The sequence below is a fragment of the Neobacillus bataviensis genome (assembly GCF_019969725.1).
The window spans coordinates 15504-37880 of record NZ_JAHXYW010000014.1; the positions used below are offsets into that span (position 1 = coordinate 15504).

Sequence of the window (22377 nt, forward strand, 5' to 3'; positions counted from 1 at the left end):
TCAGTTTTGAAGGGCTTTTTCGTATTGTTTTTCCAATATATATCTTAAAACAAACCCGTTAAATTGCTTTCTTATCTGTAAAATCCTCTGTTTGAATATCGGCAGGTACACGTTTGTTGATTCCGAAAGCATAGTAGCTGATGGCCACGAGAGCCAGGAAGACAATACCCGCAATCAGTGAAACACGTGTGTCTTCATTGAACCACATACCAATAAGGACCGCTACGAGATAGGCGATAGTTACATAGTTAGTAACAGGCGCAAACGGCATTTTAAATGGATGGCTGGCCATTTTGTCTGCATGGACCTTTCTAAACTTGGTCTGGCTGATTAGGATAACAAACCAAGGAACCATCCCAGGAAGGACACTTGCCGCATATACGTACACAAACAGTTTTTCTGGTGCAAGGTAACTTAACACTACGCCAACGCCAAGGCCAATCAGTACTCCGATTGTACCGACTAATGGCACCCCGTTGCTTGAAACCTTCGCAAACGATTTTGGAGCTTGTCCATTGACTCCAAGAGTATAAAGCATGCGTCCTGCGCTGTAGATACCGCTGTTACAGCCTGACATCGCAGCAGTGATTACAACAAAGTTAATGATTCCAGCAGCAGCTGTAATACCGATTTTTGCAAAAGTTGCTACAAAAGGGCTTCCAAGTGAAGTTAACTTATCCCAAGGATAAACAGTAACAATAACAAAAATAGCACCGATATAGAATACAAGAATACGCCAAATTGTACTTTGAATCGCGTTTCTTAATGTTTTCTGAGGATCTTTTGCTTCACCAGCTGTAATACCGATAAGCTCTACACCTTGATAAGCACCAACAACAAGTGATAGTGCAAAAAGGAAACCTTTTAAGCCCCCAGTAAAGAAGCCGCCATTTTTCCAGAGATTTGATAGGCCAATCGCTTCTCCACCGTTGCCAAAGCCAAAGAAAATCAAGCCAAAACCTGCCACAATCATCAATACAATCGTAACTACTTTAATTAGCGCAAACCAAAATTCGAATTCACCAAATGATTTAACAGAAATAAAGTTTGCTGTTCCGAGAATAACCATTGCGATAAGTCCCGGAATCCACGCAGGAAGATCTGGATACCAGTACTGCATATAGGTGCCAATCGCGATAACCTCCGCCATGCCGACAACTACCCACTGGAACCAGTTGCTCCAGGCAGTCATATATCCCGCGATTGGATGGATATATTTATAGCCAAATGTTGCGAATGAACCTGTACTTGGTTCCAAATAAAGCATTTCACCCATGGCGCGCATAATCAAATATAGAAAAATTCCTGTAATTCCATAAGCGAGCATGACAGATGGACCAGTCCAGCCTATTGTGCTGGAAGATCCCATAAATAGACCTACCCCAATCGTTCCACCTAAAGCAATCATTTGAATATGGCGTGAACTTAAACCCCTGCTCAATTCCTTGTTTGCCATTTCTTTTCCTCCCCTTTATTCCTTATTGTTGCTTCCAAGATAAGATGCATGTAAACCCTTTGTTCATATTTCCATTAGTGCGAGGCAAAAGTTGGAAGCGGTTACAACCGAAATAGAAAAAGTTCGACTTAAACTTTATTAGAAGTATATCGTTTCATATATTACAGTGTCATTCTATAATCGTATTGGAATAATGTCAATATTATTTCAAAAACACAAAAAAATCGGAATATTATAAAACCACCAGCATAAAGAAGGACTTATAGTGATGAATTTTCACCTAAAAGTGTCTTACTAGCAAAATATAAATTATCCAATAAATAATAATAAATGTGGAACAAAATAATTTTATCAGACTACAAAATATCTTTTTTACGCCTCGAAAAATTCCCGGCAAACGCTTGCCCTTATGTCCCAACCAACGTCATAAATCTCTGTATTCTTAAGATTCACAAATCGTTCAATAATTTAAAATAGCGATTTTTACTAGGGTTTGCGAGCCCTTTCACAGAACGTTCAAAATCCACCGAAATGGTGTGAGGTACATCACATTCTATTCGTCCCTTCGCGGGTAGGATAAAGTTGTTCATTAGACAAAAAGGAGGGTCAAATCAAAATGAATAAAGCCATTATGAATTTTGTCATTTGCGCGCTGCTTGGCTTTGGTTTAGGCTACCTTGTTTTTGGGGTCATCATGGGAGACTCCGCAAAACAGCCGCAAACTGCTCAAGCTGATTCAAAGCAAACAAAGACTACAACCACAGAAGCTAAAGAGGAACCCGCAAAAACTTCATCGGCAAACGAGGATAACATCCTAAATAAAAAAGGATGCCTTGGCTGTCACAGCGTGGAAGCTCTTAATCTAAAAGGCGGTGCCGTCGGACCGGATCTTTCCCAAGCCTTTGTAAATGTAGAAGGCAAGCACGGCAAACCAATTGAAGAATTCCTTAAGGCGCCTACTTCAGCCGTTATGTCTGGCGTCATCGGTAAAAATCCATTAACAGATGACGAGCGCAAGCAGGTCCTTGATCTTCTGAAGCAAGCATCTGAAGCAAAATAATCAAAAGGTGGTGTAAGAAAATGAAAAAATGGATTCCAATTGCATCGGGATTACTTGCCGGCTTTGTAGCTGCGACAATCTCGTTTGCTGATTTTTCCTCAAAAACCAATACGGAAGCTGCATCCGCCAGCAACAAAAGCGATGCAGAAAAGGTATATGTTCCATTTGGTAAAAAAGATGATTACTATTTATTCGCCTCCGGCGGACACTCAGGACAAATGTTTATTTACGGTGTTCCATCAATGCGACATATTCGTACTGTTCCTGTATTCTCACCAGATTCGGCAACAGGATATGGCTTTGATGAGCACTCCAAGAAATTAATGGGTGACTATACATGGGGAGACCTTCACCACCCTGCCTTCTCAGAAACAAACGGTGACTATGACGGTAAATTTATGTTTGCAACGGACGTTGGTAACAGCCGTGCGGCGGCCATGGATTTAAAAACCTTCACAGTCAAAGACATTATTCAAGTTCCGAACACAAGCGGCCCGCACTGTGCGGCCTTCGTTACCGAAAATACCGAGTACATGTTCCTGCCAACTCGTTTCGCTGTACCGCTTGGTCAAAAGTACGAATCACTGGATGACTACAGCACGAAATACCGGGGTGTAATGTCTGCCGTAACGTTCGACCAAAACAAAGAAAAGCTCAATATTGCTTACCAAGTGGCGCTTCCGCCATGGTCCTACGACCTATCTGATGCTGGTAAAAAAATCTCCAAGGATTGGGCTGTATTAACGACTTATAATACGGAAGAATCAACTACAAACCTTGAAATTAACGCGTCACAAGCAGACCGTGACTATATTGTTCTTTTTAACTGGAAAGAGCTTGAGAAAATGGTCAAGGACGGCAAGTATGAGGATGTTAACGGCCAAAAAATGATTTTCCCTGAAAAACAAAAAGGCGGCATCTATTTAATTCCGGTGGCGAAGTCACCGCACGGCGTTGACGTAACGCCAGACGGCACACGCTTCATTGCTTCCGGTAAACTGGCACCTACGATGACTGTATTCTCATTTGAAAAAGCATTTAAGGCGATTGAAAACAAAGACTTTGCCGGCGACCGCAACGGTATTCCGATTCTTAACTACAAATCTGTTATGGAAAGAGAAGTTAACCCAGAAAACGCTCTTGGACCGCTTCATACTCAATTTGATGACAAAGGCATGGCGTATACAACGATGTTCATCTCTTCTGAGGTTGTAAAATGGGATCCAAACACTGGTAAAACTTTAGACCGTGTGCCTGTACAATACTCTCCAGGTCACTCTGTTGCTGCTGAAGGTGACACGGTTGCACCGGACGGTAAATATCTGGTTGCCCTTAACAAGATTGCGAAAGACAGCTACCTGTCTGTTGGTCCTTCACACCCTGAGTCCATGCAGTTAATCGACATCAGCGGCAAAATGAAGGTCATCCAATCTGCTCCGGTTAACCCAGAACCGCACTACGCACAAATGATTAAAGCCGATAAGATCAAGACGATTAACGTGTACCCTAAGGATGAAAAGAATAAAGACGCTGTTTATAAAAAGTCTGATGCAAGAATTGTCCGCAATGGAAACAAGGTCGATGTATACGGAATCGCGATGCGCTCGAAGTTTATCTTTGATGCGAAAGCAAAACGTCCTGATGTGATTGAAGTCAATGAGGGCGATCAAGTCACCATCCATTTGACCAACATTGATTTCGATGAAGACATCACCCACGGCTTTGCTATCAATAGCTATAACTTAAACATGGAAGTACAGCCTGGCCAGACAAATACAATGGAATTTACCGCCAAAAAAGCCGGTACCTTCCCTCTTTACTGTTCAAACTTCTGTTCCGCACTACACCAGGAAATGACTGGTTACTTCCTAGTAAAACCAAAGAATTAGTCATTGGTGATGGGTATCAATTCAATCAATTGGTACCCTCGCCTTTTTCTTAATTAACACTATATTAGGAGTGGTTAACTTGATTGGCACCAGTAAAAAGTTATCAGTGGTTTCTTCCTTAATTTTAACGGTATCAGCCATTTTGATTGCAGGCTCTCTCTTTTTCCCGTGGTGGAAAATGGTGTTCATTGCCCCGCAATATCCAGAAGGGCTAAATATTATTGTTTTTCCGAATAAGCTTGAGGGTCAAATTGATATCGTGAACGGACTGAATCACTATATCGGAATGGCCAACTTCAGTGAAGCAAACTTCCCCGAGCTTCAGTATCTGCCTTATTTAATTGGAGGCTTAGCAGCTATTACTCTATTAACAGCGCTGCTTCGGAAAAAGCCGGTTCTTTATGGATTGATTGGCGTTTTTGCCATTGGCGGCCTGCTTGGCGTTCTTGATCTCCATTCTGCCTTGAAAAAATTTGGAACGAATTTAAGCCCAGAAGCACCGATTAAAATTGATCCCTTTATCCCGCCGATTTTGGGTCACAATACGATTGCCAACTTTCATACAACCAGCCTGTTTGGGACTGGAATGTATCTCGTGATTGCGGCGTTTCTATTATTACTAATTCCGTTATGGAAGGATCGAAAGTAAAATGAAAAAACTCACGCTCATCTCTTTAGTTTTTTCTCTCTTTTTATTCGTGAAACCTGAGAAAAATATGGCAGCCGAAAACCTTCAGGCAATTATCGACTCCATGAAAGAGGGAGCGGTATTGAGACTGGAAGATAAAACGTATGAAGGCAATATCGTCATCAACAAAAGTATGACGATTATGGGTTCTAGTAATACCGTGATCAAGGGAGACGGAACGGGAAATGTCATTTCCATTAAAGCTCCAAATGTGAAGCTTAGCCACCTAGCCGTGACCCACAGCAGTATGGACCGTAATTCGGCTGAAGAATATGCAGGCATCAAGATCTATACAAACAATAATGTGGTGGAGAATGTCTTGATCCGCCATTCCTTTCACGGGATTTATTTAAGTCAGGCACACCATAATATCATCCGTAATAATAACATCAAAGGCATGGGCAAAGGCGAAATTGCCGCCCAGGGGAATGGACTTCACATTTATTATGCCAATGATAATCTGCTCGAGCACAATATGATCGACGGCACCCGCGACGGGATGTTCTTCGATTATGCTAACAACAATAAAAGCTATGAAAACAATATCAGCAATACCCGGTATGGCTTGCACTATATGTATTCCGATGAAAATATTTTTAAGAAAAATACCTTTACCATGAACACTGGCGGAGCTGCCATCATGAACTCAAACCATCTTAAATTAGAAGATAATCAATTTATCGTTAACTATGGAAATCAATCGTTTGGCTTAATGCTTCTGCAGGCCAATGATAATTATATAGCGGGTAACACATTTTATATGAACCAACGGGGCCTGTACATTGATCAGGCAACGCGAAACACCATTAAGAACAACCATATCGTCCAGAACCAAATTGGCATTGAGCTTTGGGCCAGCTCCAATGACCAGACGTTCACGTTAAATCACATCTCTGAAAATACGATTCCTGCTGTAACCCTTGGCGGTACAGGCGAGCATAATTCCTGGAGCAAGCATGGGAAAGGCAATGATTGGGGACGCGCGTTTCCGCTCACCGATTTAAACCAGGACGGCATCGGAGATTTTCCGGTCACCTATCGTTCCTCGTTATATCAATTAATTGAGGATCAGGAACTAACGTATTTATTTTTAAAAAGTCCAGCAATATCGATCTATGAAAAAATCAATGCCACGCTGAAGGATGAGGATACGATGTTTAAGGATCCACACCCGTTAGCTGCCGCAAAAGGCAAGCCGCATACGATTCTATTTTTCGTGTTAGGGGTGCTTGTGGTATTGATTTTACTAAAGGAGAGACAACGGCTATGCATTACATTTGGAAGGAATGGAAGGAAAATATAAGGGGTAAAGGCCTGTGGCTCAGTTTAAGCATTATCGTGCTCTTAAGCATTAGTATTTTGTTCCGCTCGACCAACCTTTCATTTGATAAAGGCTTTTATATTCTATTAATCAATTTGTTCGATACGCTGATCTACTTTATCCCAATCCTGTGTTTGTTTATCGGCGCCTTTTCAATTTTTCAGGAAAAGGAACAAAAAACGCTGATTATGCTGCTGACGAAGAAGGACAATTACTCCAGCTTTTTGGCTCGAAAAAGCCTGGGGCTTTATACCGTTGTACTTGTTCCGATCCTTACTTGGTTTTTTATCTATCTATTATTATTAAAATTTAACTTTCAACTCGATATCAAAAGCTATCTGATGTTTATGATTGCCGTTATTTGCATGGCGCTGGTGTTTTTGCAAATGGGCACTGCGATTGGCAGCTTTAGCCGCTCACGGATGCAAATTTTAGGGATTACGATTTTTGTCTGGTTCTACTTTTTCTTCTTGCATGATTTTATTCTGCTATCCTTTTTGCCAGATGTTCAGTATGAAAATGTCAAATTTTTCTCAGCGGTTTATTTCTTAAATCCGCTGCAGGCAGTCAGGATGTTTTTAGAAACCGGCATGGGCGTCTATTCCTTCGGCCATATGTCAAGGCTTTTACAAGCGTTTATGTGGACGAAGCCCGTGTTCTTTTTACTCGGAAATTTGATTTTCTGGCTTGCTGTTTCTTTTAGTACAGCGATTGTTTTTAACCGAAAGGAGGGCTACGAATGATTAAAGTGACAAATTTAAACCAATCCTTCGGAAAAAAGACGGTATTGGATTCGATTTCAATCGAGATTGAAAAAAATGAAATCTGTACCCTTGTCGGCCGAAACGGGGCCGGTAAGTCGACATTTATTAACAGCCTGCTCGGACTGCTCCCGGTTAAACAGGGGACTATTTCGATAAACGGAATCGAAGTCACGAAAAAAAGTCAGGTATGGAAAAAGACCATTGCATATCTTCCGGAAAAATTTATGCTGTATCCGATGCTGACCGGGCTTGAAAATATGACGTTTTTTGCGGAAGCTGTTTTTAAAAAGGCTGACCTTGGCCGGATGGAACAGGTTTTGAAATCGGTAAGTCTTTGGGATGACCGGGATGTACAGATTAAGTCCTACTCAAAAGGAATGCTGCAGCGCCTTGGCTTAGCCATCACCCTCTATCAGGATTCGAACATTCTGATTCTTGATGAACCGACAAGCGGCATAGACCCGATGGGAAGAAAGGAAATTTTGGAGGTCCTACGGAATCTTCATGATAAGACCATCCTGCTCTCCTCGCACCATCTCGATGAAATCAAGCAGGTCTGCACACACGTTGCTTATTTAGATAATGGAAAAATGGAAAAATATACAGTTGAGAAATTTTTAAAAACTCACCAATTAGGAGGGAATGAGTCATGATGAAACGCCTAATCTTCCCCTTGCTGCTTTTGATTGCCATGTTGGCCGGCTGCAGCAAGGGGCCTGAATATAAAATCGAAGTGACAAAAGTTCTTTATTTCCAAAAAGACACGGCGCTGCCGTTTGAAATTAAAGTAACCGAAAATAAAAAAACGGTGAAGGGACTGGATGTGTCAGCTCAGATATCGATGACAAATATGGACCATGGCACCTATGATGTGAAGTTAGAGGAAGGGAAAAATGGCACTTACTCAGGTAATGTGAAGCTGCCAATGGGCGGTAAATATGAAGCGGCGTTTACGCTCAAAAATGATGGAGAAAAAACGGAGAAAGTCATCAACCTTAATGTCACAAAGCCTAAAGGTGTGGCCAAAATTAATGGTGAATGGATCACAAATGATGACATTGCTTTTTATCAGTTTATTAATAAGCTGCAACTGGAAATCAACCGCGAGGCGGCCAAGAAAAAATATACCGGCAAGCAGTTAGAGGAAGAACTGGCCTATCTTGATTCACAGGAAAAAATCAATGATGATAAAAACCAATTATTAACGCAAATTATCCGCTTACGCGCAATGGCGATGCTGGCCAATGAAAAAGGACATAAGGCAGCAGGTGCCGAAGTTGAACAGGCCGTTGCTAAAGCCCGCGATCAATATAATCAATTCGAGTCCGCCAAGAGTTTAATCCAAGAGTATGGCGAAGACAAGTTTTGGGCAACCGAAAAGCAGCAGTATCAATTAATCGTTCTTTCTCAAAAGGTACAAAAGGACGTCATTGAAAAGGTTAAAAAGGACAATCCGAATGTCGGCGAACAAGAAGTCTATTATCTTGCTCAAAAGGCTTACGAAGAGCTATTAGTTTCCCAGGTAAACTCGTTAAATATAGAAGTATTATAATAGCACCGCGGTTCATCGCCGCGATGCTTTAATTTTGGCTATGTTAAACTTTGTTGTTGATTTGCGTTCCAGGCGCTTCGCTTTCCGCCCCAATCAACAGTGTTAAAGATCAGCAATGCCCTATAACAGACCCTTTATTTTAGTTCGTTCAGAAGGACACGGTACAGTTTATCGTCTGTTTCATCCGGGTTACCTCTGCCATCAGTGTTGTTGCTGACGAAATAAAGATAGTCTCCGTCGACGTAGAGGTCGCGAATCCGGCCTAATCCTGTAATGACTGGCCTCGTCTTATTTTCTGACAGCGTAAATTCACGGACGGCATTGCCCCTTAATGTGGCCGCATATAGCTTGCCATTTGCTGCAGCCATTCCCGAAGGGGCCCATGTTTCATCACCGGATTGATAAAGAGGCGCTTCCATTCCAGCTTTCTGCTCCATACCTTGAATCATGGGCCAGCCAAAATTAGCCCCCGGTTTAATCACATTGATTTCATCATGGGCCGATTGGCCATGCTCACTGGAATAAAGCCTGCCTTGCATCCACACCAATCCCTGCGGATTGCGGTGGCCGTAGCTGTATATAAAAGAATTCGGAAATGGATTATCCCCAGGAACAGTCCCGTCTATATTCATTCGTAATATTTTCCCATTCAGCGAATTCAGCCTTTGAGCTGTTGACGGTACGGTTGCGTCACCAGTCGTAATATAAAGCTTGCCGTCAGGACCGATTTTCAGCCTGCCGCCATGATGGAAAGCCGCGCTTGGAATCCGGTCCAAAAGAACTTTTTCCTCTGCCCATTCTTGACCCTTTTGTTTTAACACAATAACGCGATTAAATTGCCCATTACCATCCTCATAGGTGTAATAAGCAAAGGCCTGATGGCTGGCAGAAAAGTGAGGATCTAGTACAAAGCCAAGCAGCCCTGCCTCCGCCGCCTTCGCAAGCGGATGTGCCAGCCGCACTGGCTGCCGTTCCGTTTTACCATTTTCAACCTTCACAATACTTCCGGTTCGTTCACTGATGTAGAAAGCTTGATTCAGCTTATCAATTGACCATGGGACAGACAAATTCTCCGCCACCACTTCCACCTCTGGCTGCCCGATAATAACCTCTTTGTCTTCCGGTTTCGCTTCTTTTTTTTCAAAAAAGGAACAGCCTGATGACAGCAGCAACATCATTAGTAATCCGGAACCAACCTTGTACATAAATCCCTTCCTTCCTATAGGACTTCTAATATCGCCTTTGCCACTCCACTTTCTTCATTGGTGTCTGTCACGTGGTCACAAAGTGACTTTATGTAGTAGCTGGCATTGCCCATTGCGACCGCTCTTCCTACCCGTTCGAACATCGAAACATCATTCAAATTATCTCCCATCGCCATTGTCTCAGATAAATCAATCCCGTTTGTTTTCACAAAGGACTCCAGCGCAATTCCCTTTTGGGCATTTTTATGGGTAATTTCAATGTTTTCATGACCAGATGAGGAAATCTCCAATTCTTCTATTGCAGCAAGGGCATTGTTAGCCTCTTCAAGTCTGTCTGCGTCAAAGGAGAACGCCAGCAATTTATAAATCTGGTGATTTTCATCTGCAAAAATCATCTCGTAATCCCCAACTTCATGAACTAGGCCATTACGTACCCGTGCACCTGCCTTATAAACAATCTCCTCTTGATCCAAATCCGGATTCGCGCTCATCACAATATCAACAAGAATCGAAACTGCTTTTTCCGAATCAAGCGAGAACGTACCTTGGTTTGTGTAGACTTCAAAATAAATATCATGCTCCGTTAGCGTGGCCGCTGCTTCCCTTGCCAATTCCTTGCTAATTGAGTTTGCAGAAATAATCTCGCCATCCTTCGAGCGTACCTCCGCCCCGTTCACACAAATAATCGGGCATTTTAGGTCCGACTCAGCCAACACGAAGGTTGCCTCCTGATACGACCTTCCTGTCGCGACGACAAACTCGATCCCCTGCGCCTGCGCTTTTAAAATGGCCGCTTTATTTTCCCGTGTGATTTGTTGAATACTGTTTAATAAGGTTCCATCCATATCTGATGCAATACACTTAATCATGTTGTCCAGCTCCTATTTTTTGATATTGCCATTCTAACATGATTGGCTGGTAATTTTCCTCCAGAAGGCTTAGCCAACATACTTGCTGCCTTCGCGTACACTTAAGGATGCTAACCGGTGACCTTCGATAAACGCCTTTACCGATGCGGGATTTGTCTTGGAATATTCCCGTAACGCCCAGCCGATCGCCTTTTGGATAAAAAATTCCTTGCTGTCAGCATTGAGCTTAATGTACTGATAAAGCAATTCTTCAATCGTTTTCTCTTTATATTTTAATTGAAAAAGGATTGCCGCCCGGCGAAGCCAAATATAATCGTGTTCTGCCCAGCCATTTAGCGTTTCCTCAATGACTTCAGGGTATTTTTGAGCGATTTTCCCGACCGCTTTTGGGGAGATCGCATCCACGGTATCCCACCATGATTTCGTCATAATCAGCCGCTTCATGAATTCCAAATCCTGTTTTTCCAGCTTTTTAAGCGATTTTTCTATATAAATAAGGGCTGTATATTGATATTCCCTTTCAGGCTTGTCCCAAAGCTCGCTGACAAAATCTCTATTAAATGGTTCTTTTAGAATCCCGCTCTCTTTAAAAAATTGCTTTTCAAGCTCTTTACGCAAGGGAGACTTAATTCCTAAGAAGGGAAATTGACCCTTCATATAGCTTTCCATTGGCCCGGCATTTATTTCATTGCGGTTTTTTTCGAAAAGATTGGTTAACAAATCTAGCTGCAAAAAAATCACTCCTCTCCCTTATAAATTATTCTCTTTTTAACTTTTTTCCGTTTCTATTTATTTCGATACCCTCCGTATAAACGAATTTACCAATGCCAAACTAAAAGTGGATAAGGAAGGAGGTCAAATCATTGACAAAGAAATTTAATAAAGGCAGCGGCAACCAAAATTCTCCGCAGGCAGGACACGCGGAAGCAGAATTTGCCAATGAATTTGTAAGCGGCGATAACAGTAAAGGGAACAAGCGCAATAAAGGCCAGCAAAGCAAAACTAATCCACATGCATAAATCTAGCAAAAAAATCGGCTTTCTCCATTGAAAGCCGATTTTTTTTTGAAATTAATGGCAGGTAAAGGAGCGAATTCGGTCTAAATCTATTCCATAATATTGCCAGTGGTAGCCGCGCCAGCGGTAACCGGCGATGGACGTTCTGCCCACATAGGTTGGATAGTACCAGAAGTTCTTTCCATTCCTTAACCAAATATAGGTGTAACGGTAGAGGCACGGTCTGATGCCGCCTGGGTCGACCGCATATAATCCCGCTTGTTCATGTGGTATAAAGCCCGGCGGCGGGGCAGTCGGAGGTCCTCCATGCTGTCCGCCATGCTGCCCTCCCCCATACGGTGGTGGTGGCGGGAATCCCCCGTGTGGTGGTTGATGCTGACCACCCCCGTGCGGCGGTGGCGGCGGCGGAAATCCTCCGTGTGGTGGTTGATGTTGGCCACCCCCGTGCGGCGGCATGTGTTGAACCCCGCTCTGCGGCGGCGGTCCTGACGGTTGATGCTGGCCTCCTCCTTGAAACTGTGTCTGACGCAAATAATCTTCATGAGAAATACCATGTATTAGGCCGTAGCCATAAGGGTAATTCAAATAATCCAAGGCACAAAACCCCCTTCTATTTGTATTCCCTCTAATGTATGCAATCGGCCTATTTTGGTGAAATCTCAGTCCTATTCAACCCTGGCAGCAGCTAAATTTCTTATTTCTTCGGCAATTTCATTCTGAATTCCCTCCACAACGGAAAAATCCATGGCTGCAATATAAATTTCTTCTAACTCATCATGCAGTTCTTTTGCCTTCGCCAAATAGGAGGTTGCCTCCTGCATTTTGCTTTTATAGTTAGCTGCAATTTTACTGAGGATATCTTCAAAAATTTCATCTGTACCGTGAGCAATTAACAATTCATACATATCAATGATTTCATCGCCGTCGCGGCTCGGGAAATACTCATGAGGTGCAGTGCTGTCAAAAATGGCGATCCCCAGTTCTCTAAAAATAACCATATCTAAACTATGAGGGTCAAAACCGCAATGGTATATTTCAGTGTCAACGCCTCTCGTTTCAGCAGCGGCCGCCAGCTTTTTCAGCATGGTAGACTTTCCTGAACCAGGACGTCCTTTAATAAAATAACGCTTCGGAATCTCTTCTGTTAGATTGGGAACAAAATCAACGGCGCCTTTTGGCGTTGCCGCCCCTAAAAAGCGATGACGGATATCGGATTGTTTACTGAGCTTCATTTTCCCAAAGAACGTATCAATTAATTTGTTCGTTAATTGATCAGCTTTTTTGAAATCCATGCTGTTGATATAAATTTTTTCCCAATCGTCATGGATATCCAGAGCTTCCTTGAACGTATCATAGGCCTTATGGAAGGACTGATTGATTTGCTTTGTTAATTTTAATATCGTGCTTTTATGAATAGCTAGGGCCTTGGCATTCCAAGCCTCGCCAAGGTTAATGTATTCTTCGACTGCACCAGGTGCCTTCGGTTCAATGACGTGCGGCGCGGTTCCATCGACTATTCCCACCTTCAACGCCGGAATAATTACACCATCAATGGAATTATTATCTGATGAGCAATGGAGAAACTCGATATCGAAGCCTTTTCCAACCCACTCATTGCCAATTTTTTTCATCAGCGAGGATTTACCTGTTCCAGGCCCGCCTTTTAAAATAAATATCCGGTCAAGTCCTTGGAGATTTGAATCGTACAGATTGTGGAACCCCCTAGCTGTATTACCGCCGGCAAAATAATTCTTAATTTTACCTGCCACTCTTCAACACTCCCTTTTTATGACGAAAGCTTAAGTTTATTTCACCCTATCTTATGCTTTTGTCATTTATAGGTGAATGCCTATGAAAATTATTTAAGAATATCGGTAAGACATGCGTTTGTTACTTCCTTTAAAGTTGCAGGGGTGAGGACGATTTGCATCCCAATTTTTCCGGCACTTACAACAATTGTCTGGATCTCGCGGCTGCTTTCATCAATAAAGGTCTTATATTCCTTTTTCATGCCGATGGGGGAGCAGCCGCCGCGAATGTAGCCCGTCCATTTTTGAATATCCTTCATCGGAAGCATTTCAACTTTTTTCTCTCCAGCTGCCTTCGCCGCTTTTTTTAAGTCCAGTTCTTCTGCAACCGGAATAACGTAAACATAAATATTTTTGCTCGCTCCCTGTGCAACAAGCGTTTTATAGACCTCTTTTATATCCTTGCCAATTTTTTCAGCCACGGAAACACCGTCAATTTTTCCATCTTTGTTGTCGTATGTAAGCATGTCATACTGGACCTTTTTTGCATCCAATATCCGCATTGCATTTGTTTTTGCCAGTGCCAATTTGATCATCCTTCTTTTTTGAATACTATTTTATCAAAAAAAAGAGAAGAGCTCACAGTCAAGCTCTCCTCCAAAAACGATTATTGCAGCCACGCCTGAAAGTAACGCGTTACGGCAACCGCATAGTCGCCTCTTGTCACTTTTTTCGCTGGATCAAAGCTGGCTTCGACAGTTGGCACAAAATCGTAAGGTCCTTGTTTTACAGCAAAAGTGGCATTTAAAATATTGAGGTCAAGCGCTGTTTGGACATAACCTTTAAGTGTTGCGGGAATAGACGCATTATCCTTCAAAGGAATCCGCTCATCCTTATAAAGCACCGTTACCGTATCACCGCTGAAATCCTTTGCCTGTTTTTCTAAACCAAGCGCCTGCACAAGCGAGTAGGCGAGCTCCGCACGGGTGACCTCACCGTTTGGATTAAAATTACCGGCCGAATCCTGGAGCATAACGCCGCTCTGCGTCTGTAAACCATCACGAATGGCAGCCCCTTTGGCCGTAACTGCCTTAACAAACGGAACGTCAGCTGGCTGAACATCCTTCAAGGCAGGAGCCTGGCTTTGACGAATTCCAGTTCCCATTACTAAAAACCGGGATAAATCCTTCCTTAGCAGATTCTGCTGCGGCTTAAATGATCCATCCGCATAACCATCTACTAATCGTTCACTTACCGCCATTTGAATCGCGGAGGCTGCAGGGCTGCCGGCAATATCATTCAAACCTGAAAAACCATTGACCTTCGCTACAGAAATCGTCCCCTGGATCGTTTCAGGCAAGCCGACACCAACCAGATTGGCCGTATTATAGTGTAAACCATCAATCTTTACCTGCCATGTACCAGCCATTGGTGAATTGACTGTCGCCGTACGGTCGGGATAAAGCGTAAACAATAGGCTGATCCCTGAGCTGTATTCCGTGCCATCCGGCGCCGTTAATATAAGGTTGACAGGGTTCCCGGTTTGACCAAGTAATCCATAAGCATCAATTCGGGCTGATAATTGGGAGACACCTGCCGGGACATCAAACGAGTAGGTGTTTGACGTTGACAGCAATGGGTTATAGTCTACTTGAAAGAGCGACCTTTCAACAGAAGAAGCTGCATTGCTATTAAATGTTTGATTCGCATTCACGGTCTTTCCGTAGGTACTGCCAAAAAGAACTGCATCCAGCGCCGCATAAGCGTTAACATACCCGCTTCCGACTTCCCACGTTTCATATCCAGGCATATTCGTCGCGGTATCCTGCAACACCTTCTTAATTTCATCCGGCGTTAACGTTGGCTTTGTTTCAAGGAGAAGGGCGACAATCCCGGCAACATGCGGCGTTGCCATGGAAGTACCACTCATCACCGTATAGTATGGGAGGTAAGCCGGTTCAATCATCGCGGCGTCATCCGTTGCCGCTAACGAAGATACCGGGGCCACTGCCCGTGTCGAGATAATGTCCACCCCAGGGGCGGTAACACTTGGCTCATCCTTCCAAGTCCATGTGCGGCCATCCAGTTCAAACGTGCCTCCGACACCCTTAGTTCCCCGCGAAGAAAAGTCTGCTAGTGAGCCATCCTTTTCACCGGCCGCCACGGAAATGACCCATGGTGCCTTTGCATATGGATTATGAGTGTTTTCGCCAGGACCTTCATTTCCTGCTGCAAACAATACGGTAATGCCGCGGTCATAGGCCGCTTTACTTGCTAAATTAATAGGGTCATTCGGATCAAAATCGCCGGAAGAGCCCCAAGAGTTTGTTATCACGCGAATATTGTATTGAGACTGGTGGGTAATGGCATAATCGAAGCCGCCAATTCCATCGAGTACCAGTAAGGCAGCACCAGATCCATACCCGATTAAGGTTGCACCCGGGGCGACACCTTCATATTTTCCGTTAGAGGCTGCGCCGGTTCCGCCGACAATCCCGGCAACATGGGTTCCATGGCCAGAATTCGTGTCAGTGTTTGGTACATTTTCAACATACGTAATGGGAAGCAAGCTCGGTTCCAAGCTGTTTAAATTTAGGCTCGCCATCACGTTTTGAACAACATGAGTGCCAAACTGCAAATCTTTATGTGTTCCATCCACGCCGCTATCGTTAATGACAACCCCTACACCCTTACCGGTTAATGGAAGGCCGCCGTTTGCTTTTTGCATTGCAGCGTCTGTGCGAGCCTTATCTACCCCTGTAATATTGGTAGCATCAGCATTGTAATATTCTAGTTTATGATTTAAATAAATGGACTTAACTCCAGGCGAAGCAGCCAGCTTATTAATTTGATCCTTTGTGGCAACAATTCCAGCCATCGGTAATGCCTTCATCGTTATTCCTTTGGCAATTCCAAGGCCCTTCAATAAATCCAAATTGCCCTTTGTCGGAGCACCATGGCCGTCAAAGCTCACGATAACCTGCAAAGGTTCTGTTGCAGATTCTAGTGCTTTAACTAGTTTACTATCAAGAACCGCAGATGTAACCGAGGCATGTGCCTTTGATAGATTTGGTAAAACGAGCGAAAACAGTAATAAGAAAGCAAGTAAGCCTGAAAACCACCTTTTCACATTCCATTCCCCTTTTCCAAATTACATATGATAGGACTATTGTCTAAAAATTCAGACCAGCTTACTATTCAACAAAGGGAGTAATTAAAAAAAGAAAAGGTACTATTTTCAACTCGTACAAAAGTAATATTAACCAGACCAAAAGGTTAAAAAAGGTGTCAGGCACCATGTGAAGATTTCACATGGTGCCTGACACCTTATGTCAATGGGACGAGCTGGTTTTGAACGGCGTAGATGACGACCTGGGAACGGCTTTTGACGCCTAGTTTTTTGAATATGTTTGACACATGAATTTTAACGGTTTTGTCGCTTATGTAAAGGGAACCAGCAATTTCCTTATTATTCATCCCCTTTACAAGGCAAAGAAGAACCTCTTTTTCTCTTCCAGTCAGGGCACCATCCACTTTCTCCTCAACAGGCTCTGCCGCTTTTGGCTGTTGAAAGGCAAGAAACTTCTTGGTCATCGTAGGATGAATCACCGATTGCCCGCCCGCAACCGCACGGATGGCATCAACCACCTGTTGTGAAGGGGCATCCTTTAGAAGATAACCATCCGCCCCTTCACGAATCGCCGACATAAAGTATTCATCATGGTCATACATCGTCAGCATTAATATTTTTACTGATGGATAAAGCTGCTTAATGATACTTGTGGCTTCAATACCGTTTTTCTCCGGGATATTAATATCCATCAAAATGACGTCAGGCTGCTCTTCCTTCACCTTGGCGATGGCATCATTCCCATTTACAGCTTCTGCGACCACTTCAATATCTGTTTCCATATCTAAAATATTCTTTAACCCATCCCGTAAGACGGCATGATCATCGACTAACATAAGCTTGATCACGCAATTCACTCCCTTCAATCCCCATCCTTGGTACTGTTAAGGTAATTTCTGTCCCAGCCCCTTCCTTGCTGTCAACCTGGAGGGTGGCCTGGATTTTTTCAGCCGCTTCATTCATATGCAAGATTCCGAAATGCGGGTGTTCGCGTGCCTTTATCATTGCCTGGAAAAGCGAAAATCCTTTGCCATTATCCTTCACCTTTAATAAGACATGCTCTTTTTGATAGCTTAAGAGAATATCTAATTTGGAAGCATCAGCATGCTTGATCGCATTTTGCACACTTTCCCGGCAAATCTCAAACATAATTTTTTCCACCATTGGACTTAACTGAAACTCTGGTCCCCTCGTTTCTAAGGAAATAGGGATTTTTGCTTCCAGCTCCACTGCTTTAATCTTCGTGGAAACAGCCGTAAGCAAACCGACACGTTCCGTTGGATAAGGCCGGAGCGCATAGATCGATTCCCTGACCTCCTTAAGGCTTCTCCTCAGCTTTTCCGTGCTGCCATTCATTAAGCGGAAAGAATCCTCGGGCATCTTCGCAAATTTTCGCTGAGCCGTCTCTAAATTCATAATCGCCCCGGCAAGCGACTGGGCAACCCCGTCGTGGATTTCACGGGCAATTCGATTTCTTTCTTCTAAAATTAATCGTTTTTCCTGCTCGGCAAATAACCATCTCGTTTTGATCAGGACGGCCATCTGATTGGCAAGTGTCGCTGCTGACTGCATATCCTCCTCGGCAAAGCTTTTCGTACGGATTCTGCCAAACACAAACATGCCGACCAGTTCTTTCTCTAGCATCAATGGTGCATATAACAGCGAAGCAATTTCTTCCTTAAAAATTTCCCCAACAGGACCCGTTGCTTTTTTCGTATTGTGATAGACCGTTAATTGCATAAGTTCATCCAGGGAATCGGCCATTTGCTTAGATAAAGTCCACCCCTCCTTAAGAAGTCCGGAGGCCGTCTTTAATTTCCAAACGTTTTCTTCTCTTTTCCATAAAACCCAAGCATCAACATCAATAAATTCTTGGAGATTTTCGGTTAAAAAGATCATCCAATCGGCAGCAGCAATTTTTTTATTTAATTCCGAGGAAATACTGAAAAGCGCTTTTAATTTAGCTTTTTCCCTTTTCATATTAGCAATGATCGAGCTTAGCAGGGCAAAGCAAACCAACGGTGAGAAAAAGAAGAAAAAGGAAATGGCATCAATTTCGCCTCTGTTTTGGTTACCTAAAAAATGAAACAGAATGAGATAGGCATACGAAATAAAAAAACTATTCATTTCCTGCAATGACTTGCGCTTCCATGCTTTAAAACTATAGGTTTGCGGCCGAAGTACAAGCAAAATATCGACTAGGATGTTATTAATCACATAAAAAGGAATCATCAGAAGAGTGAAAAAGACTGTTCCTCTTACTACTTTTGATTGGTCTGCAATCGGCAGAGCTGGAAACAAGGACATGCTTAGTATGTATGCGAGAAAGAAGCTAATTACCAAGAGAGCCGGGTTAAAAAAAACAAGTCGTAATGGGCGTCTTTTAATAAGATTAACGGCTGCAACGATCAAACCGTAAAATACAAGAGTAAACGCAAGTCCATCCATGATGAATATGGCATAAACAAGCGAAAAAGAAATCGTTACGGTACCTTTCCAAATTGGGAGGGGGAAGAACTCGACGATAAAAAGGAAAATCACTAATAGAGCAAAAATCATCGGCTCTTTCGGCGACGTTAATTTTAACAGTCCAAATTGGATGAAAATCACCGTTCCTATAATAGATGTCAACAGCAAAAAGAACCTTGCGAGTCGTTCCTTCTTATGCAAAATCTCAGAATTGGTCATGATGCACCTCCACATTTTATTACAAATAACATAATTTTCTGTCAATTATTATTGTAATGGAATGATATAAGAAAAACAATTATCGAAGTCGAGTGAAGCCTTTGGGCAAGCAGATATTTCCCAGCCTCTTAACCTCACAAAAAAGCCCAGACCGGCACAATGTTTACACTTACCGATACTGGGTCCCGCAAACCTGGTGGAGGTTTGATAGTAACATTATCACACAGAATACCCATATTTTCCATTTGCTAAATGGATTATTCTCCATTAGTACCTTTGTAGTAAAATCAATCGTTAACAAAATTAAAATATCACTTGATTGATCTGATAGGGTATGAAGACATTAAGTGGAAGATAGAAAAATCGATGGCCTATATCGGCAAAGATTGATTACCTGGTAGGCTTAGAGCAGCTCTATGTTGATTATGCCAATAAAATTAGAAATCAGCTTCAGCCAAAACTTCGCCGGTAATTCAAACTCGAACCGGAGCGTAGGAAAATGAAAATATAAAAGGAAAAAGGGACCGGAAAACTCCGATTCCCTTTTTTAATGCCCGCCCAGATAGGCGTTTCTAATTTGATCACTTGCACTAAGTTCTGCAGCCGAGCCAGAGGCAACAATTTTCCCAGTCTCGATGACATAGGCACGGTCAGCAATTGATAAGGCCATGTTGGCATTCTGTTCGACCAACAGGATTGTTGTACCTGTTTTATTGATTTCTTCGATGATGTTAAAAATCTGTTTTACTAATAAAGGTGCAAGACCCATCGAAGGTTCATCCAAAAGCAATAGACGAGGCTGTGCCATTAACGCACGGCCCATTGCCAGCATCTGCTGCTCGCCACCGGATAAAGTTCCTGACAGCTGCTTGCGGCGTTCATGCAAACGCGGGAAAAGTTGATAGACTTTTTCAAAATCTTCGCGAATGCCTTTTTTATCATTACGCAGGTAAGCCCCTAATTCAAGGTTCTCTTCAACCGACATGTTGGAAAAAACACGACGCCCTTCTGGTACCTGACATAGGCCTCTTTTCACGATCAATTGCGGAACCTTGCCGGCAATGTGCTCGTCTTTAAAAACAATTTCACCGTTCTTCGGCTTCAATAAGCCGGAAATCGTTTTTAAAAGAGTACTTTTTCCAGCTCCGTTAGCACCAATCAGTGTAACAATCTCACCTTGGTTGATATCGAGGGATACTCCCTTCAATGCATGTATGTTTCCGTAGTAGACATTTATATCGTTGACTTTTAGCATTTTAAGAGACCTCCTCGCCTAAGTACGCTTCGATGACTTTTGGATTATTTCTGATTTCCTCTGGAGTACCGCTGGCAATCAGTTGACCGTGGTCAAGTACATAAATTCTTTCACACACTCCCATGACTAGGGGCATATCATGCTCAATCAAGAGAATAGTTAAGGAGAAGCGCTCACGAATCAAGGCAATTAGATTCATAAGTTCCTCTGTTTCCTGCGGATTCATCCCTGCTGCAGGCTCATCTAGCAGAAGCAGCTTTGGATTGGCTGCGAGTGCCCTGGAAATCTCCAGGCGGCGCTGCTGGCCGTATGGCAGGTTCTTTGCTTTCTCATGCATGACCTCATCAAGTTTAAAGATTTTTAAAAATTCAATCGCTCTTTCTTCCATTTCCCTTTCCCCGGAAAAGTGGGAAGGAAGGCGGAAGATTGAGCTCAAGATCGAATGTTTGGCATGAGAATGATAGGCTACCTTTACATTATCCAATACCGATAATTCACTGAACAAACGGATATTTTGGAATGTACGGCTGATGCCTTTTTTCGTAATTTTATAGGGTGCTTGCCCATTTAGTTTTTCGCCATCGAGCGAAATGCTTCCCTCCGTAGGGATATAGACACCTGTTAAAAGATTGAAAAATGTCGTCTTTCCAGCACCGTTTGGGCCAATTAAACCGACAAGTTCACCCTGATTTAATTCCACGTTTACATCTGATACAGCCTTTAATCCGCCAAATCGGATTCCTACATTATCTACTTTAAGCAACGGTTTGTTTGCTTGCATCATGAGAACCTCCCTTAGCAGACTTACCAACCTTGAAGAATGAGGTAATTTCTCTTGTTCCTAACAATCCTTGTGGGCGGAAAAGCATCATTGCAATTAACACAAGGCTGTAAACGACCATCCGAACCTCTGGAAAATCGGCAAGGAAAGTTGAGATAATCGTTAATAGTATGGCTGCGATAACGGCACCAGACATACTGCCAAGACCGCCAAGCACGACGAAAATTAAAATATCAAAGGATTTCAAGAAGCCAAAGTTTGTCGGCTGGATAATATAAAAGTTATGAGCATGTAAGGCACCAGCAATACCGGCAAAGAAAGCACCGATAACAAAAGCCATAACCTTGTAATAAGTTGTATTGATTCCCATGGCATCTGCGGCAATTTCATTTTCCCTGACCGAAATACACGCTCGTCCATGAGTAGAATTCGTAAAGTTAACGATGACAACAATTGTAATCAGTACGCATGCAAACAGCCAAGGCCATGTGATCAGGTGGGCAACGGTCATACCGCTTGCTCCGCCTACATAATCCATATTTAAAAATACAATTCTCATAATCTCGCCAAAACCTAATGTTGCAATGGCAAGATAGTCGCCTCTTAATCTTAGTGTAGGGATACCAATAACTAATCCGGCAATTGCCGCGACGATACCGCCTGCAATTAAAGCGACCGGGAATGGCAGACTTAATTTAGTTGTTACGATTGCCGAAGCATAGGCACCTACGGCAAGGAATCCAGCATGTCCAATTGAAAACTGTCCTGTAATCCCGATGATTAAGTGAAGACTAGCCGCAAGAATGATATTAATACCGATAAAGAAGAGTGTGTTTACATAGAAGGAGTTTAATGTACCTCCGTTAATTAAAAACTGTGTTACTACTGCAAAAACAACGGCAGCAGCGATCCAAATCCAAAAAGTCTTTGTTTGTTTTAATGTTTTCATCGCTTT

General features: G+C 42.9%; 21 protein-coding genes. 8 read left to right on the forward strand and 13 right to left on the reverse strand.

The genetic code is table 11. From position 1 onward, the window contains the following. Window positions 1-58: 58 nt before the first annotated feature. Window positions 59-1456 carry an amino acid permease gene (locus LC455_RS25600; protein ID WP_223595248.1) on the reverse strand — a complete coding sequence of 466 codons (1398 nt, stop codon included), beginning with the start codon at window positions 1454-1456 and terminating at the stop codon, window positions 59-61. A gap of 616 nt (window positions 1457-2072) precedes the next feature. On the opposite strand from LC455_RS25600, the gene LC455_RS25605 reads away from it, so the two are divergent. From LC455_RS25605 to LC455_RS25635, 7 genes are all read left to right on the forward strand, one after another. After that, window positions 2073-2516, forward strand: a complete 444-nt coding sequence (locus tag LC455_RS25605) for a cytochrome c (protein WP_223595250.1) — start codon at window positions 2073-2075, stop codon at window positions 2514-2516. Window positions 2517-2536: 20 nt separating this feature from the next. After that, the gene (nosZ, locus tag LC455_RS25610) at window positions 2537-4405 is read left to right on the forward strand and encodes a Sec-dependent nitrous-oxide reductase (protein ID WP_223595251.1); all 1869 of its coding nucleotides are present in this window, start codon (window positions 2537-2539) and stop codon (window positions 4403-4405) included. 79 nt (window positions 4406-4484) lie between these two features. After that, on the forward strand, window positions 4485-5054 hold the full coding sequence (locus LC455_RS25615) for a hypothetical protein (protein WP_263297907.1): 570 nt from the start codon (window positions 4485-4487) through the stop codon (window positions 5052-5054). A 1-nt stretch (window position 5055) separates the two neighbouring features. After that, entirely contained in the window at window positions 5056-6396 is a 1341-nt protein-coding gene (gene nosD, locus LC455_RS25620; protein WP_223595252.1) for a nitrous oxide reductase family maturation protein NosD, read from the forward strand. Then, the gene (locus LC455_RS25625; RefSeq protein ID WP_223595254.1) at window positions 6360-7157 is read left to right on the forward strand and encodes an ABC transporter permease; all 798 of its coding nucleotides are present in this window, start codon (window positions 6360-6362) and stop codon (window positions 7155-7157) included. The genes nosD and LC455_RS25625 overlap by 37 nt, the downstream gene beginning before the upstream one ends. Continuing rightward, complete coding sequence (locus LC455_RS25630) at window positions 7154-7831, forward strand: ABC transporter ATP-binding protein (RefSeq protein ID WP_223595256.1); 678 nt, start codon at window positions 7154-7156, stop codon at window positions 7829-7831. The genes LC455_RS25625 and LC455_RS25630 overlap by 4 nt, the downstream gene beginning before the upstream one ends. After that, a complete protein-coding gene (locus LC455_RS25635; RefSeq protein ID WP_223595260.1) occupies window positions 7828-8730 on the forward strand; it encodes a FixH family protein in 903 nt (300 codons plus the stop codon). The genes LC455_RS25630 and LC455_RS25635 overlap by 4 nt, the downstream gene beginning before the upstream one ends. Window positions 8731-8864: 134 nt before the next feature. Here the strand turns inward: LC455_RS25635 and LC455_RS25640 are convergent, their stop codons facing one another. From LC455_RS25640 to LC455_RS25650, 3 genes are all read right to left on the reverse strand, one after another. Continuing rightward, window positions 8865-9935 carry a PQQ-dependent sugar dehydrogenase gene (locus tag LC455_RS25640; RefSeq protein ID WP_223595262.1) on the reverse strand — a complete coding sequence of 357 codons (1071 nt, stop codon included), beginning with the start codon at window positions 9933-9935 and terminating at the stop codon, window positions 8865-8867. Window positions 9936-9949: 14 nt separating this feature from the next. Beyond that, a complete protein-coding gene (locus LC455_RS25645) occupies window positions 9950-10804 on the reverse strand; it encodes an HAD family hydrolase (RefSeq protein WP_223595265.1) in 855 nt (284 codons plus the stop codon). A gap of 69 nt (window positions 10805-10873) precedes the next feature. Next, entirely contained in the window at window positions 10874-11536 is a 663-nt protein-coding gene (locus LC455_RS25650) for a DNA alkylation repair protein (RefSeq protein ID WP_223595267.1), read from the reverse strand. A 131-nt stretch (window positions 11537-11667) separates the two neighbouring features. On the opposite strand from LC455_RS25650, the gene LC455_RS25655 reads away from it, so the two are divergent. Beyond that, window positions 11668-11823 (forward strand): hypothetical protein, encoded by a 156-nt coding sequence (locus tag LC455_RS25655; RefSeq protein WP_223595268.1) that lies wholly within the window; start codon window positions 11668-11670, stop codon window positions 11821-11823. A gap of 51 nt (window positions 11824-11874) precedes the next feature. Here the strand turns inward: LC455_RS25655 and LC455_RS25660 are convergent, their stop codons facing one another. From LC455_RS25660 to LC455_RS25700, 9 genes are all read right to left on the reverse strand, one after another. Next, entirely contained in the window at window positions 11875-12351 is a 477-nt protein-coding gene (locus tag LC455_RS25660; RefSeq protein ID WP_223595269.1) for a transporter, read from the reverse strand. Window positions 12352-12485: 134 nt separating this feature from the next. Next, window positions 12486-13589, reverse strand: a complete 1104-nt coding sequence (locus tag LC455_RS25665; RefSeq protein WP_223595270.1) for a PRK06851 family protein — start codon at window positions 13587-13589, stop codon at window positions 12486-12488. Between the two features lie 89 nt (window positions 13590-13678). After that, window positions 13679-14164, reverse strand: a complete 486-nt coding sequence (gene ybaK, locus LC455_RS25670; RefSeq protein ID WP_440446427.1) for a Cys-tRNA(Pro) deacylase — start codon at window positions 14162-14164, stop codon at window positions 13679-13681. Window positions 14165-14235: 71 nt separating this feature from the next. After that, window positions 14236-16698 carry a S8 family serine peptidase gene (locus LC455_RS25675; protein WP_223595274.1) on the reverse strand — a complete coding sequence of 821 codons (2463 nt, stop codon included), beginning with the start codon at window positions 16696-16698 and terminating at the stop codon, window positions 14236-14238. Window positions 16699-16895: 197 nt separating this feature from the next. Continuing rightward, window positions 16896-17546 carry a response regulator gene (locus LC455_RS25680; protein ID WP_223595279.1) on the reverse strand — a complete coding sequence of 217 codons (651 nt, stop codon included), beginning with the start codon at window positions 17544-17546 and terminating at the stop codon, window positions 16896-16898. Beyond that, window positions 17521-19386, reverse strand: coding sequence for a GAF domain-containing sensor histidine kinase (locus LC455_RS25685; protein ID WP_223595280.1), 1866 nt, complete (start codon window positions 19384-19386; stop codon window positions 17521-17523). The genes LC455_RS25680 and LC455_RS25685 overlap by 26 nt, the downstream gene beginning before the upstream one ends. A 547-nt stretch (window positions 19387-19933) precedes the next feature. Next, a complete protein-coding gene (locus LC455_RS25690; protein ID WP_223595283.1) occupies window positions 19934-20641 on the reverse strand; it encodes an ABC transporter ATP-binding protein in 708 nt (235 codons plus the stop codon). A gap of 1 nt (window position 20642) precedes the next feature. Next, entirely contained in the window at window positions 20643-21422 is a 780-nt protein-coding gene (locus LC455_RS25695; RefSeq protein ID WP_223595415.1) for an ABC transporter ATP-binding protein, read from the reverse strand. Continuing rightward, complete coding sequence (locus LC455_RS25700) at window positions 21397-22371, reverse strand: branched-chain amino acid ABC transporter permease (protein WP_223595285.1); 975 nt, start codon at window positions 22369-22371, stop codon at window positions 21397-21399. The genes LC455_RS25695 and LC455_RS25700 overlap by 26 nt, the downstream gene beginning before the upstream one ends. Window positions 22372-22377: the final 6 nt, after the last annotated feature.